The sequence below is a fragment of the Streptomyces sp. NPDC101160 genome, from assembly GCF_044768205.1.
Classification (GTDB): Bacteria; Actinomycetota; Actinomycetes; order Streptomycetales; family Streptomycetaceae; genus Streptomyces.
Window position 1 is genome coordinate 1 of record NZ_JBIWPJ010000014.1, and the last position, 13,491, is coordinate 13,491.

Annotated in this window: 10 protein-coding genes; 5 read left to right on the forward strand and 5 right to left on the reverse strand. The window is 73.5% G+C overall.

Annotated features, from left to right (window positions below; genetic code table 11):
• From ACIRSU_RS34705 to ACIRSU_RS34715, 3 genes are all read left to right on the forward strand, one after another.
• Positions 1 to 1,811, forward strand: a 1,811-nt coding sequence (locus ACIRSU_RS34705; RefSeq protein ID WP_403801045.1) for a Helicase associated domain protein, incomplete at its 5' end; no start/stop codon positions are given.
• A gap of 1,518 nt (positions 1,812 to 3,329) precedes the next feature.
• Positions 3,330 to 4,556: an MFS transporter gene (locus ACIRSU_RS34710; protein ID WP_403801048.1), complete on the forward strand. Its 1,227-nt coding sequence runs from the start codon at positions 3,330 to 3,332 to the stop codon at positions 4,554 to 4,556.
• Complete coding sequence (locus tag ACIRSU_RS34715) at positions 4,553 to 5,647, forward strand: sugar ABC transporter permease (RefSeq protein ID WP_403801051.1); 1,095 nt, start codon at positions 4,553 to 4,555, stop codon at positions 5,645 to 5,647. Before ACIRSU_RS34710 ends, ACIRSU_RS34715 begins: the two co-directional genes overlap by 4 nt.
• Here the strand turns inward: ACIRSU_RS34715 and ACIRSU_RS34720 are convergent.
• Positions 5,634 to 6,824 carry an acyl-CoA dehydrogenase family protein gene (locus ACIRSU_RS34720; RefSeq protein WP_403801054.1) on the reverse strand — a complete coding sequence of 397 codons (1,191 nt, stop codon included), beginning with the start codon at positions 6,822 to 6,824 and terminating at the stop codon, positions 5,634 to 5,636. The genes ACIRSU_RS34715 and ACIRSU_RS34720 overlap by 14 nt on opposite strands.
• Before the next feature lie 141 nt (positions 6,825 to 6,965).
• Between ACIRSU_RS34720 and ACIRSU_RS34725 the strand changes: the two genes are divergently transcribed.
• Positions 6,966 to 8,753, forward strand: a complete 1,788-nt coding sequence (locus ACIRSU_RS34725) for a CoA transferase (protein ID WP_403801056.1) — start codon at positions 6,966 to 6,968, stop codon at positions 8,751 to 8,753.
• Positions 8,750 to 10,408: a class I adenylate-forming enzyme family protein gene (locus tag ACIRSU_RS34730; RefSeq protein WP_403801057.1), complete on the forward strand. Its 1,659-nt coding sequence runs from the start codon at positions 8,750 to 8,752 to the stop codon at positions 10,406 to 10,408. Before ACIRSU_RS34725 ends, ACIRSU_RS34730 begins: the two co-directional genes overlap by 4 nt.
• A gap of 49 nt (positions 10,409 to 10,457) precedes the next feature.
• Here ACIRSU_RS34730 and ACIRSU_RS34735 read toward each other — a convergent pair whose 3' ends face one another.
• From ACIRSU_RS34735 to ACIRSU_RS34750, 4 genes are all read right to left on the reverse strand, one after another.
• Positions 10,458 to 11,285 carry a metal ABC transporter solute-binding protein, Zn/Mn family gene (locus ACIRSU_RS34735; protein ID WP_403801060.1) on the reverse strand — a complete coding sequence of 276 codons (828 nt, stop codon included), beginning with the start codon at positions 11,283 to 11,285 and terminating at the stop codon, positions 10,458 to 10,460.
• Positions 11,225 to 12,112: a metal ABC transporter permease gene (locus ACIRSU_RS34740; protein WP_403801062.1), complete on the reverse strand. Its 888-nt coding sequence runs from the start codon at positions 12,110 to 12,112 to the stop codon at positions 11,225 to 11,227. The genes ACIRSU_RS34735 and ACIRSU_RS34740 overlap by 61 nt, the downstream gene beginning before the upstream one ends.
• Positions 12,109 to 12,744 carry a metal ABC transporter ATP-binding protein gene (locus ACIRSU_RS34745; RefSeq protein ID WP_403801065.1) on the reverse strand — a complete coding sequence of 212 codons (636 nt, stop codon included), beginning with the start codon at positions 12,742 to 12,744 and terminating at the stop codon, positions 12,109 to 12,111. The genes ACIRSU_RS34740 and ACIRSU_RS34745 overlap by 4 nt, the downstream gene beginning before the upstream one ends.
• Before the next feature lie 140 nt (positions 12,745 to 12,884).
• Positions 12,885 to 13,448 (reverse strand): hypothetical protein, encoded by a 564-nt coding sequence (locus ACIRSU_RS34750; protein ID WP_403801067.1) that lies wholly within the window; start codon positions 13,446 to 13,448, stop codon positions 12,885 to 12,887.
• Between the last annotated feature and the right edge of the window lie 43 nt (positions 13,449 to 13,491).

Below are 13,491 nucleotides of genomic sequence, written 5' to 3' on the forward strand. Positions count from 1 at the left end.
GTCGGGAGGTCGCGGAGGGGGTGCGTGATCCGCTGCCGCGTGAGATGGCGGCTTCTATGGATGATGAGAAGGTTTTCGGGCCCGTGCTCTATAAGTTGTCGCTGGCGTCGGCTGTGTCGCGGGGGTTGCTGGCGCGGTACCAGATCATCGTGCTGGAGCTTCAGGACCCGGTGGTCACGCCGGAGCGGCTGATGGGTGAGGGCCGGTATACGGAGGAGGTGCGTGGGCAGCGTCTCGGGGCGCTCCAGGCGGCGGTGCTGCACACGATGGCGCAGTACGGCCTTTCTTCGTGCATTACTTTCCATCATCGGACGATGGAGGCTCAGGCGTTTGCGGAGGGTCTTCAGCGGGTGGCGGCGAAGCTGCATGCGGACCGGCCGGAGAGGTATCCGGCGGGGGTCTGGGCGGACTGGCTGTGTGGCGAGCATGTGCCTGAGCGCCGGCGGGAGGTGCTCGCCGGGTTCGGGACCACGGCGCGGCGGGCGGTGTTGTCGAACTGCCGGGTGCTGGGCGAGGGCGTGGACATCAGGGCCGTGGACTGTGTGGCGCTTTTGGACCCGAAGGGCGCTCCGCATGACATCGTCCAGGCCGTCGGGCGGGCGCTGCGTCAGAAGCCCGGTGAGGGGAAGGTGGCCTCTTTGATCGTGCCGGTTTTTCTCCGGCCGGGGGAAAAGCCGGAGGATATGTTCACGTCGGGGTCGTATCGGCCTTTGGTGAAGGTGTTGGAGGGTCTGCGCGCTCACGACGAAGAGGCCGTGGAATTGCTGGCGATTCCGCAGGAGCCTCAGAAGAACTGGGTGCGGCCGTCTGAGTACATCGGTCCGCCGCCCGGGGAGGGCGAGGAAGAATCGCGTCTGCTGCTTCGTTTTGCCGCTCCGAGGGATCCGGTGTTGGTCGCGGAGTGGGTGTCGTTCAACGTGATCGACACGGAGAAGCAGGACTGGGCGCGGGGCTGGGCGAAGCTCAGGCAGTTCGCTGAGCGTGAGGGGCATGCCCGGGTTCCGTACGGGCACAGGGAGGGTGCCTATCCGTTGGGGCAGTGGGTCGCGGAGCAGCGGCGGGTGTATGGGGCGGGGCAGATGAGCGGTCTGCGGGCCCGGCGGTTGGAACAGTTGGGCATGGTCTGGTCGCCGGCGGATGAGCGGTTCCAGGAGAATCTTCAGGCCGCGAAGGCGTACTACGAGGAGCACTGGACGCTGTGCGCGCCCCGGTCCGCGATGGTGCTGGACCGGCCTGTGGGGCAGTGGCTCGCGAACCTGCGTCGGCCCGGGGCCCTGGACGGGCGCCCCGGGTGGAAGGCGGCGCTGGAGGCTGTGGACGCGGACTGGAATCCGTCGTGGTCGCCCGAGTGGCAACGTCATTACGCTGTGGTGCGGGAGATGCTCGCGGAGGAGACCATCCTCGGCTATGTCGAACCCGGCGTCACCGTCCATGGAATGGACGTCGGTAAGTGGCTTGCCCGGCAGCGTCAACCTGAAGTCTGGGCAGCATTGGCCGGCGGGCAACGCGAGCGGCTGGAGGCCATTGGTGTCGTCTCCCATGCCCCTGCTCCGGAACCGGAGACACCCGCGCCGGCGAAGTCGTCCACTACGCCTGTGGGTGCCTTTGAGCGAGGTGTAGCCGCTCTGGTCCAGTACAAGGCCCGCACGGGGTCTGTGACTGTTCCCAGGGGGCATGTGGAGCGGATGGAGGACGGCATCGAAATCCGCCTCGGCGTGTGGATCATGAATCAGAAGGGACGCCGCGCCAAACTCACCCCCGACAAGCTCGCCGCGCTGGCCGGCCTCGGGTTGGAATGGGCAGCGGGGTAAGGCTGTCGGAACGGGCCTGGGCGCACTGCCTGCCCTTGGGGGGTGTTGCTGTGGCCGGGGTTCGCGGAATCGCACTGAAGTGTGAAGGGCTTGGGATATCAGGCCTGTCTGGCCGGTCGTTGCCTCCAGCCAGGTGGCCGCGTCGGTCGGTGAATTCGTGGTCGTAGATGCTCGGGGCGGTTGTTGGGCCGATCGGCCGGGGTGCCCGTCCGCGGCGGACGGGCGCCCTCGGGTGGCGAATTCCGGAGCACGGCTGCGGTGCGGCGCGGATCGGGCGCGCCGCTGGAGGGGTTGGGCGGCGGTCCGCTTGTCGGTCGGCGCTGAGGTAGGTCACGTAGCGCCGGACGTGGCGGTGTAGGGCCCGTACGGACAGGTCGGCTTTGGCTGGGTCGCCGTCGTGTGCGGCGAGCGTGCGGCGGGTGGTCGCCGCGTTGGTGTCGGTGTCCGGCGTGTGCGAGGGGCGAGCGGAGGTTGTGGGTCTGTGACAGAGGGTGTTGTGGGCGGCGGTCATCGCCGCAGGTCCTTACGAGGTGTGGGGAATCTGGCGGCGCGTGGGTGGTGGCGGCGGTGGTGAGAGGTCAGGGCCTGCCGGGGCGGCGTGACTGATACCTGAGCGACGGGGCGGGGAACGCGTGTTGTCGAGCTCGGGGGGAGCCGGCTGTGAGGAGACTGCGATGGCCTGCGGAGTCTCGGGTGATGGCGGAAGGGGCGGGGAGGAGCTGCCGGGGAGCGTGCTTGTGACCGGGGCGGACGAGCTGGGGCCGTGGATGCTGTGGAGGTACGGGGAGGACGCCGGCGAGCAGGAAGCGCAGCGGCCACAGGGGGTGGACGCGCCCCAGGGGCAGCGCCTGTACGAGGCGGAAGACGGCGTGTTTGCCGTGGGCCATCCACGGGCCGCTCAGGAGTGCGGCGAGTAGGTGTGCGGGCATCATGCCGAAGGACGCGGGCATGTCTGTCTTGCCGTGGGAGATGGTCTCGTGGCTCGGGGGCAGGTGCGTTGTGGCTGCGTGGGCCATGACGTGTGGGCGATCGCTGTGTGGGCTTGTGGGGGGGCGCCGTGGCGCTGTGGTGCCTGTGGCGGGAGAGTGCCGCGTGCAGCGTGCTCTGGACGGCCAGGGTCGCCGTCGTGACGGCGACGGGGCCGCGCTCGCGGCCTGTGAGGGTCCAGGTGACGGTGAGGGTTCCCGCGAGCGTGAGTCCGAGCGTCGGTGTGGGCGGGTTCTGTCCTGGCATCAGGGCGTGGGCCGGTGGCCGCGAGCAGCATGCAGACGGCCGCGATCATCGCGGCCGGCGCTCCTTGCGGGCATCGGCCTGGTGTCGTGGCGTGCGCATGCGCGCGCTCCCCCTTTCGGAGGCATGGGTGCGGGCACGGCGGTAACGGCCGCCCCCTCGGCCTGTCGCGTCATGGCTACGTGACTGTGGCGCGCCCCACGAGTGGGTGTCGGGAACTTCCGGCCTGTTCGCGACGACTTCTCGGTGTCGACGACGGGGACGACCGTCGTGCGGGAGGGGGATCAGGTGAAGTCCGCAGCTACGGCGGCTGGCACAGTGCAGACAGCGACGGGATCCGGGCATGTCGCGTCGCGTGGGCTGACGGCGCTGCTGACGACGGCCATGGCCTTCTCGATGATGCAGCTGTTCCTGCTCGGGGCGCTCGGGCCACGCCTCGTGGTCGGTCTTGGCGTGTCGGAGACGCTGCTTGGTCTGACGACCACGGTCGGGTTCGGCACCGCCGCGGTGCTCTCGCCCGTGGGCGGCCGGATCGTGGACCGGGTCGGCCCGCGACGCGCTCTCGTCGTGCTGCTCGCTGTCTCGGCGGCGGCGCTCGTGCTGATCGGCGCGGCGCCCGGGCCTGCTTTCCTCCTCGCGGCAGTCGCGTTGGGTGGTTTTCCGCAGGCGCTCGCCAATCCGGCGACGAACAAGGCGATTTTGGCGGCGGTCCCGGGAGCGCGGCGGGGTGCGGTCACTGGTGCCAAGCAGTCCGGTGTCCAGCTGGGGGCGTTCGCGGCCGGGTTGCCGCTCGCGGCGGCGGCGGGTGTCCTGGGCTGGCGGGGCGCGGTGTGGGTGGCCGCCGGGGCGGCGCTCGCCGCCGCGCTGTGGGCCTGGCGGGCGCTGCCGGCCGGCCCTCCGCCGCGGTACGGCACCGTGCCTCGTATGCCTTCTCCGCCGGGCGGTCCGGTGCCCTGGCTGGCGGGTTTCTCGTTCTTCCTGGGCGCGGGCATCGCGTCCGTCAACACTTACCTGGCGTTGTTCGGTGCCCAGCGGCTCGGCATGGGGCCGGTTGTGGCGGGCGCGCTCGTCGCGGTCCTTGGTGTCGCCGGGATCGCGGGCCGGATCGGGTGGTCCCGCGCGGCCACGCCCGGGCGGGCGCCGTGGTTTCCCGGGCTGCTCGCGGGCGGGGCGGTGGGCGCGGCCGCGTTGCTGGTCGCGGCCTGCCGTCTCGGTCCGCTGGTGTGGGTGGCGGCGGTGGCGGTGGGGGTGTTCGCCGTGTCCGGGAACGCGGTCTCGATGGTGCTCGTGATGCAGCGCTCGGCGCCGGGGTGTGCCGGGCGGGACTCGGCGCTGGTGTCGGCCGGTTTCTTCGCCGGTTTCGCCGTGGGACCGCCGTTGTTCGGGCGGCTCGCGGAGCACGGCCGGTACGGGGGCGGCTGGGTGCTGGTCGCGGCGGAGTTCGCTGTCGCGGCGGCCGTCGCCTTCGTCTGGGCGGTCAGGGACCGGCGTACGGGACAGGGTGGTGTGGCATGACCGGCGGGCGGGGCTGGGCGGAGGAGGCGTTCGGGCTGCTGGTCCGGCGGGTGGAGGAGACCGCCGGGCAGGTGGGCGACCGTTTCCCGCTGTACGCGGATCCGGGCGACGGCCGCTGGACGACCACCGGGCGAGGGTCGTGGACTGGAGGTTTCTGGGCGGGGCTGCTGTGGCTCAAGGCCGCTCACACCGGCGGCGACGTGGACCGTGCGGCGGCCTCCGCCGTCACCGCCCGGCTCGCGCCCTGGGCCGAGGCCGACACCGCGGCGAGGGGCCTCGTCCTCTGGTACGGCACGGCTCTGGCCACCGGCGACGCGGCGGCGCAAGCCCTGCGCAAGCGTGCGGCGAAGGCTGTCGCCGGCGCCTTCCACCCGGCCCTCGGTCTCGTCCCGTGGGGCGCGGCGCTCGGCGGTTCGCGGCTGCGGGCGCGTGCGGACGGTGTTCCGGGCCTCGTACCCCTGCTGGCGTCCGCCGGGCCGGAGGGGAGGGCCGCGGCTGCCGGGCACCTGCACCGGCATCTCGACCTGTGTGTGGCGAGGGAGGACGGACGGCGGCCCCGTCCGGCGTGGCGCTGGGACGACACGCGTGGCGACTGGGTGCCCGAGGCCGACCCCGCGCCGGGCTGGGCGCGGGGGGAGGCATGGCTGCTGCTGGCGGTCGCGGACGGCCTGCTGCGCACGGGCGACGCGTACTGGCGTACGGGCCGGCTGGGGCATGCTGCGGAAGTGCTGCTCCGGCGCGGGGGGTTCCTGGACGGGGCGCTCGTCCCGCCCGCTGATGCGGACGACCCGGACGGCCCCGTGGACACGTCCGCCGCCGCGGTCGCCGCCGTCGCGCTGCTGAAGCTCGCCCGCGTCCCCGGGGCCGCGTGGGCGACGGCATGCGCGGTACGTTCCGAGGCCGTGCTGCACCACCTTGTGGACGTTCACCTCACCCGGCCGGGCGGCATGCGCCCGGCCGGCATGCTCCTGGACGGCTGCTACGAGGCGAAGAGTGGCCTCGCCGTCCGTCACGAACTGGTCTGGGGGGACTTCTTCCTGGCCCTCGGCCTGGCCGGGCTCCTGGGCCGGGTCGACCTCACACGGGTGTGACGGCCTGGCCCGGCTGTCGGCCGCGCAGGACGCGCCGGGCGACGGAGGAGACATGCTGCTCGTCGGGCCCGTCGAGGATCCGGGCCGTGCGTCCCGTTCGGAGCAGCGCGGGCAGCGGGGTGTCCGGGCCGAGTCCGGCGGCGCCGAAGACCTGGACGGCCCGGTCGGCAACCTCCTGGAGCGTGCGGGCCGCCGCCGTCTTCGCCAAGCCCACCTCGACGTGGGCGTCGCGCCCCTCCGCGACCAGGGCCATCGCCTCGTAGACCAGAGGGCGGGTGGTCCGCAGTGCCAGCAGCGCCTCGAAGACGTGCTGCTGGACGAGCTGGCGGTCCGCGAGAGGTCCGTGTGCCCCCTGACGGTCCACCGCGCGCTCGCACAGGAGGTCGAAGGCCCGCTGGGCCTGGCCGATCCAGCGCAGCGCGCGCAGGGTGCGGCCGAGTTGGAGGCGTTCGCCCGCGATCATGAGGGCCTGGCCGGGTTCGCCGACGAGATGGTCCTCGTCGACGTCCGCGTGGTCGAACTCGATCTCGTACTGGCCGGTGGCCCCGAGCACGGGCAGTTCACGGACGATCCGGAAGCCGGGGGAGGCGGTGGGGACCAGGAGCAAGGACAGCCCGTCGCGGTCGCCGGCCATCCCGCTCGTGCGGGCGAGCACGGTCACGAAGTCCGCGTCCGCGGCGTTCGACACGAACCACTTGCGTCCCGTGATCCTCCAGCCGCCATCGGAGCGTCGCTGCGCCCGGGTGGCGGTGAGGAGGGGTTCGGTGCCGGGGGTGTCCGGCTCGGTCATCGCGTAACAGGTGCGGAGCTCGCCGGAGACGAGACGGCGCAGGTACTGCGAGCGCACGCGGGGGGAGCCGTGCCGCGACAGCATCGTCACGTCGAGCAGGGAAGCCGAGCCCAGGGCCGCCGGGCCGTGGTCGCTGGCGCCCTCGGCCTCGGCCAGGGCCGCGTAGGCGCTCAACGCAAGCCCTCCGCCGCCCAGTTCGGAGGGAAGGGGCAGCGCCCACAGGCCGGCCTCGCGCGCCTCCGTGCGCAGCCGTGCCCGCAGTTCCCTCGCGTCGGGGCCGCCGGCGTCGAGCCGGGTTTCGCGCGGGAACACCCGGTCGCGGACGAACGCCGAGACCCGCTTGCGCAGCTCCTCGCGGTCGACCGCCGATATCTCATGATCCGTCACAGTTTCCTCCGTCTTGGGAACTCGACAGAACACGCGTCCGACTGCCTGCCCGTGGAAGTGGTCGGGCGGACCGGCCCGCCAGTTCCCGTGATCGTGACAGTCCCGTGCGCCGGCCATCGCCCGCGCGAGGAGAGGAGAGGCATGGCGTCATCAGCGCCCCCGCACACCGCGGTCCGCCGCCCGCTCGACGTCCCGCGTCCGCTCGACGAGCTGCGTTTCGGCATCGCGGGGCCCACGGCCCTCACCGGGGTCGTCGCCGACCATCTGAGACGTCTCGGGGCGCAGGCGCGTCCGGGGGCGACGCAGGGGATCGCGCTCGACGGCGCCGGTTTCGCATCCGTCACCGCCCGCACCGCGTGGGGCGCGACCGGTTCGGGCATCGAGGACGAGGCCACGGCCCAGGCCGCCACCGGCGTCATGGCCGTCCACGGCCGCCGCCACGGCGCCCCGCGCGGCCTGGGCGTCGACTACCTGGCCACCGCCACCGGCGTGCTCACCGTCCAGGGACTCCTCGCCGCGCTGGTCGCCCAGGCACGGGGCGGCGACGGACCTCGCCACGTGACCACCACGGCCGACCGGGCCGGCCTGCTCGCCGTCTCCCAGTACCTGGCCGCTTCCGGCGCCGACGAGCCCGAAGCCGTCGAACTCGACGCCGGCGGGCCGCCGTTCACCTCCGCCGACGGTGTCCTGTTCGAACTGGAGACGCTCGATCCCGGCGACTGGGCGGCGTTCTGGCGGAGCCTCGGCGCACCCGCCGAGGCGATACGGGCGGGCTGGCGGCCCTTCCAGTTCCGGTACGCCACGGCCTGCGCGCCCTTCCCCGACACCTTGCACGAGGTGGCCCGGCGCCACGCGTGGCAGCGGATCCGGCAGGCGGCCGACCTGTCCGGCGCCGAGGTGTGCCGCCTGAACACCCTCGCCGAACGGGCCGAGGAGCACGACGGCGCCGACCCGTGGACGCTGACGACGCTGGGACGCGGAGGCCCGACGGCTCCCACCGCACCCGCGCCGGGCCGCCCGCTCGCCGGCCTCACCGTCCTGGAAGCGGGCCGCCGCATCCAGGCCCCGCTCGCCGCCCATCTCCTTGGCCTGCTCGGCGCCCGGATCATCCGCGTCGAGCCGCCGGGCGGCGACCCGCTGCGCGGCATGCCGCCCGCCTGCGACGGGATCTCCGCCCGCTGGCTCGCCCTGAACCGGGGCAAGGAGGCCGTCGAGATCGACATCAAGTCGCCCGGCGACCGCAGCCGACTGCGCGAACTCGCCGCCGAGGCCGATGTGTTCCTGCACAACTGGGCACCCGGCAAGGCCGCCGCGCTCGAACTCGACGCCGAGCACCTGACGGCCGTGAACCCGTCCCTCGTCTACGCCTACACGGGCGGCTGGGCCGACCGGCTCGCCGACGCACCCATGGGCACCGACTTCATGGTGCAGGCCCGCACCGGCGTCGGCGAAGCCGTCCACCCGGCCGGCGAACCGCCCGTACCGTCCCTGATGACGCTCCTCGACGTCCTCGGCGGCCTGCACGGCGCCGAGGCCGTGCTCGCCGGACTGCTTGTGCGCGAGCGCACCGGCCAGGGCGTACGGGTCGACTCCTCGCTCCTCGGCGCGGCCGACACCCTCCTCGCCCCCGCCCTGCAACGGGCCGCTACCGGAGCCGACCCTCGCCCGCCGGCCGGATTCCGCCACCCGCTGCGCACCTCGGACGGCTGGATCGCCCCGAGCGACAGCAGCGCGGCGGCCGCCGCCGCGTACGACGTCACGGGCATGTGCACCGAGGACGCCCTGTCCCAACTGCGCACGCACGGGCTGACGGCCACCGCCGTCACCACCGACTTGTCCGGCCTTGAGCACGACCCGCGCCTGTCCGGCCCGATCGGCCGGGACGCGCACGGTGCCCCCGCCGTTCCCGACCCCTGGAGCCTCGCGTGACCGTCACCCTCACCGACCTGCTGCCCGCCGGACTCCGCCGCTCGTGGGCGGTGGACGGCACGTGCCCGGACCTCGACCTCTACAGCCTCTTCCGGGCCAGACAGATCGCCGACCTGCACCGCACCGCCGTTCTCGACGCCAAGGGCAAGCTCTGTTACACGGCGCTCGACCGCAAGGCCAGAAGCCTGGCCGAAGGCCTGCGGGGCCTTGGCATCGGCGCCGGGGACGTCGTCGCCGTCCAGCTCCCCAACAACCGCAACGCCGTCATCGCGGACCTGGCCCTCGCCGCGCTGGGCGCGGTGGCCCTCCCCTTCCCCGTGGGGCGCGGCGCGGTGGAGGCCGAGTGCCTGCTGCGCCGGGCAGAGGCCGTCGCCGTCATCGCCGCCACCGAGCACCGGGGCCGGACGCACGCCGCCGACCTCGTCACGCTCGCGCCCGCCCTTCCGGCTCTCCGGCACGTGGTCTGCGCCGGACCGGGGACTGCGCCAGAAGGAACGATTCCGCTGAGAGAGCTGCTGCGCACCGACCCCACCGGCTTCGTCGCGGCCCGGCCCGACCCCGACAGCGCGGCCCGCATCCTCGTCTCCTCCGGCTCGGAGGCGGAACCGAAGATGATCGCCTACTCCCACAACGCCCTGGCCGGCGGACGAGGCAACTTCCTCGCCGCCCTCATGCCCGACGACACCCCGCCCCGCTGCCTCTTCCTCGTCCCTCTCGCCTCGGCCTTCGGCTCCAGCGGCACCGCCGTCACCCTCGCCCGCCACGGCGGCACGCTCGTCCTGCTCGACCACTTCACCCCCGAGGCCGCGCTGGCGGCGATACGCGAGCACGCGCCCACCCACGTCCTCGGCGTCCCGACCATGTTCCGGATGATGCTGGAGCACCTGGAGCGGACAGGGCAGAGCGTGCCCGCGCCGACCGCGCTCGTCCTCGGCGGCGCTCCGCTCGACGAGGCCACCGCGTCCGCCGCGGCCGAGGCGTTCGGCTGCTCCGTCGTGAACCTGTACGGCTCGGCCGACGGCGTCAACTGCCACACCGGCCTGGACCACAAGGTCCCGCCGACCGACCGCTCCGGCGTCGTCGCGGGCCGCCCCGACCCGCGCGTGGCCGAGATCCGGATCGCCGACCCGGACACCCACGAGCCGCTGCCCGACGGACAGATCGGCGAGATCATCTCGCGCGGCCCCATGACCCCGCTCCGCTACGTCGCCTCCCCGGACCTCGACGCCCGCTACCGCACCCCCGAGGGCTGGGTCCGCACCGGAGACCTCGGCTACCTCGACGGGGACGGGATCCTGCACGTCGTCGGACGCCTCAAGGACGTCGTCATACGCGGCGGCGCCAACATCAGCCCGGCCGAGGTGGAGCGCGAACTGGCCGGCCACCCGGCGGTGCGCGACGTCGTCTGCGTGGGCGTCCCGGACCCGCTGATGGGAGAGCGGCTCTCCGCGTGCGTGGTGGCCAGGGGAGGACTGCAGCCGACCCCGGACGACCTGGGCACGTACCTGACCGCTCACGGTCTCGACCGCCACAAGCACCCGGAGTACGTGCTCTTCCTGGACGAGCTGCCGCTCACCGCCGCGGGCAAGCCGGACCGTGCCGCGCTGCGGCGACGGGCCGCGGGCGGGCGTACCACCGCAGCCGTCGAAGGATGAGCGAAGGGAGGGGCACGCCGAGGCGTGCCCCTCCCCTCTCCCGTACGGATCAGGCGCCGCCCATGGCCTTCTTCAGCTCGGCCGCCGCGTTCCGGTACACCGCAAGCAGGTCCAGGTCCTCGCCCGGGTAGTTGGCGACCTCGACCTGCCTGGCGCCCGAGTCGGGCAGCACCGGGCCCGTCGACATGTGCACGTTGTCGAGCACGAAGGCGGGCTTCTTCGCCGAGAGCGCGGCGAGCTGGGCCGGGGTGACCGGCTCGGGGCCGTACGTGCCCACCGTCGTGGCGCCCGCGAGGCCCGCGGCCCAGCCGGTGAAGACCTGGGTGACGACCACCGGGCTCTTGCCGCCCGGCCAGGCCGCCTTGAGCTCGCCGTTCAGCTTCGCGACCTCGCCGTCGAGCCGCTTGTTGAACCGGGCGGCGGCGTCCTTCGTGCCGAACAGGCCACCGAGGCGGGTGATTTCGGCACCGGCCTTCGCCGGGTCGTTGTCGAGGTTCACCTCGACCAGCTTCGCCTTCGAGCCGGCGGCCTCCTTGATCTTCGGCGCGTACGGCTCGAACGGCGCGTACAGCACGAAGTCCGCGTTCGCGACGGCGGCCAGGTCGGAGGGCTTCGGGTCGTAGTCGGGGGCGTGGTGGACCGACTGCGGCACGATCACCGTGACGTCCTCGGCCCCGGCGGCCTCGGCGAAAGCCCCCTCCCAGGTGGTCGTGACGACCACCACCGGCTTGTGGTTCGTGTGGTCCTTGTGTCCGCTGGTGCCGGAGGAGGAAGGGTCCTCGCCCCCGCACCCGGCCAGGACGGGGAGCGCCGCACTCAGTGCGACGAGGGAAGCGATACGGGCGGTGCGGGTGGTGCGGACGCGGGTGCGCGCCATGAGCTGTTTCTCCGTTCGGGGACGAGATGCGCGGCGAGGACGACGGCCCCCGCCGTGAGGACGAGGACCGGGCCCGGGGGCCAGTCCAGCCAGAGAGCAAGGAGGAAGCCGGTGAGGTTGACGGCGACACCGATGCCGACCGCCCACAGGGTGATCGACCCCAGCGAGCGGCCCAGGCGGCGGGCGGCGAGCGCGGGCAGCAGCGTCAGGGCGTCGACCAGGAGCGCACCGGTCAGCTTGATCGCCCCGGCGACCGCGACCGCGACGAGCACGAGGAGCGCCGCGGTGAGGAGACGGACCGGCACGCCCGAGCACTGGGCGAGCTCCCGGTCGTACAGCAGCAGCGCCACCTCACGGCGCCGCCACCAGAACAACGCCGGCACGATCACGGCGAGCGCGGCGAGAACGACGAGGTCGGCGGTGCCGACCGACAGGATCGACCCCCACAGCAGGGCGAAGGCCCCCGAGGCGTTGACGCCGGAGACGGCGAGGACGAGGAGGGCGCCGGCGATGGCCAGGCTCATGAGCAGGCCCATGGCACCGGACAGTCCGCCGGGTGTGCGGGCCAGTGGGGCGACTCCTGCTCCGGACAGGGCGCACGCGACCAGCGCGCACAGCATCGGATCGAGCCCGGTCAGGAATCCGATCGCGATGCCGAGGAGCGCCACGTGCATCATCGCGAACCGCACCGGCATGATGTCGAGCCCGACGATGACCACCCCGATCACCGGCAGCCCGACGGCCGCCAGGAGCAGGGCCACACCGGCCCGCTGGACCGGTACGAGCTGGAGCATGGCGCCGAGGTCGGCGGCCGCGAGCGTGCTCACCGCACCTCCCGGAGCCGTCCGGCGGCCATCTCCAGGACCCGGTCGCAGCGTTCGGCGAGCGCCCGGTCGTGGGTGACGACGACCAGCGTCACCGGCAGTTCGGTCAGCACGTCCGCGGCCTCCTCCTGCCCGGCGAAGTCCAGGGCCGCGGTCGGCTCGTCGGCCAGCAGTACGTGGGCCCCGGCCGCCACGGATCCCATGGCTCGCGCCAGGTACATGCGCTGCAACTGCCCGCCGGACAGCGTGTCCACGGGCCGGCCCGTCAACGCGCCGACGCCCAGCCGCCCGGCTGCCCCGGCCGCCTCGGCCGGCGCGCCACTGCTCGCCAGCAGCTCGTCCCCGCGCAGCGGGAACCGCCCCGCGGCCGGCTTCTGCGGGATCCACGCACACGACCGGCGCCGCCACGCCCACTCGGCCGCCGTACGGGCGGGCCGACCACCGACCTCGATACTGCCGCTGACCTGCCGGTGCAGCCCGAGGACCGCGCGCAGCAGCGTCGTCTTCCCGGACCCGTTCGTCCCGGTCAGCGCCACCCGCTCACCGGCCGCGATCTCCAGGTCGACATCGGCGACCGCCTCGACGCGGCCGTGCCGGCAGCCGACCCCCCGCATCCGTATGTCCAGTCCGCCCATCCCGTGCCCTTCACCGCCGCTGTGGTCGTGCGGTGGAGGAGTCGCACGGAACGGGCACCGGGTTCCCGCACATGGGTGCAAACCCTCGTCCGTCCAGGAACAAAGTCCGCGATCGCGGACTCGTGCCGCCTGCGGCTGATCTAGTTCGGACTGCGCAGGACGAAGCGTCGTTCGTCTCGCGTCCGCCGCGGGCGTGGCCGCCGGCGGGGCTCCGGCGGCACTCCCCCGCCTGCGGGCTCGGGAGCGCAGAAGCCCATGGGGACGGGCCGGGGTGCCGCGGGGGTGCTTGCCTCACCGCCCGCGCGCACCGGCGCCGTTGCCGCCCGGGCGCCGGCGATGACCGTGGCGTGGGCGATCAGCGGGGCGCAGGCCTGGCAGATCTCGCTGAGGGTCCAGATCTCTCCGAGGGCACGGTTGTGGATCAGGACGAGCATGGTGCGGCCGGTACACGCGACGCGATGAGGGTGGTGACGGCAGCCGCTCGCGCCGCAGGCGCAGGCGGCGTCCGGGCGCCGGCCGGCGACGCGGGCGTGGGCGCGGGCGTGCTGGTCGGCGAAGCGGCGCAGGGTGGCGAGATCGCCGGATCGCGCGGGCATGCGGCAGGCCGCGGTGGTGCAGGTGACGCCGGCGGTGCGGTCGGGGTGGCCGTTGAGGCGGACCGTCCAGGTTCTGCCCGGCTGCCGTGATCCGGGAAGTGCGCTCACGTCTGTGTGTCCGTTCCGTCGAAGGGTTCCGCTGTCGGGCGGG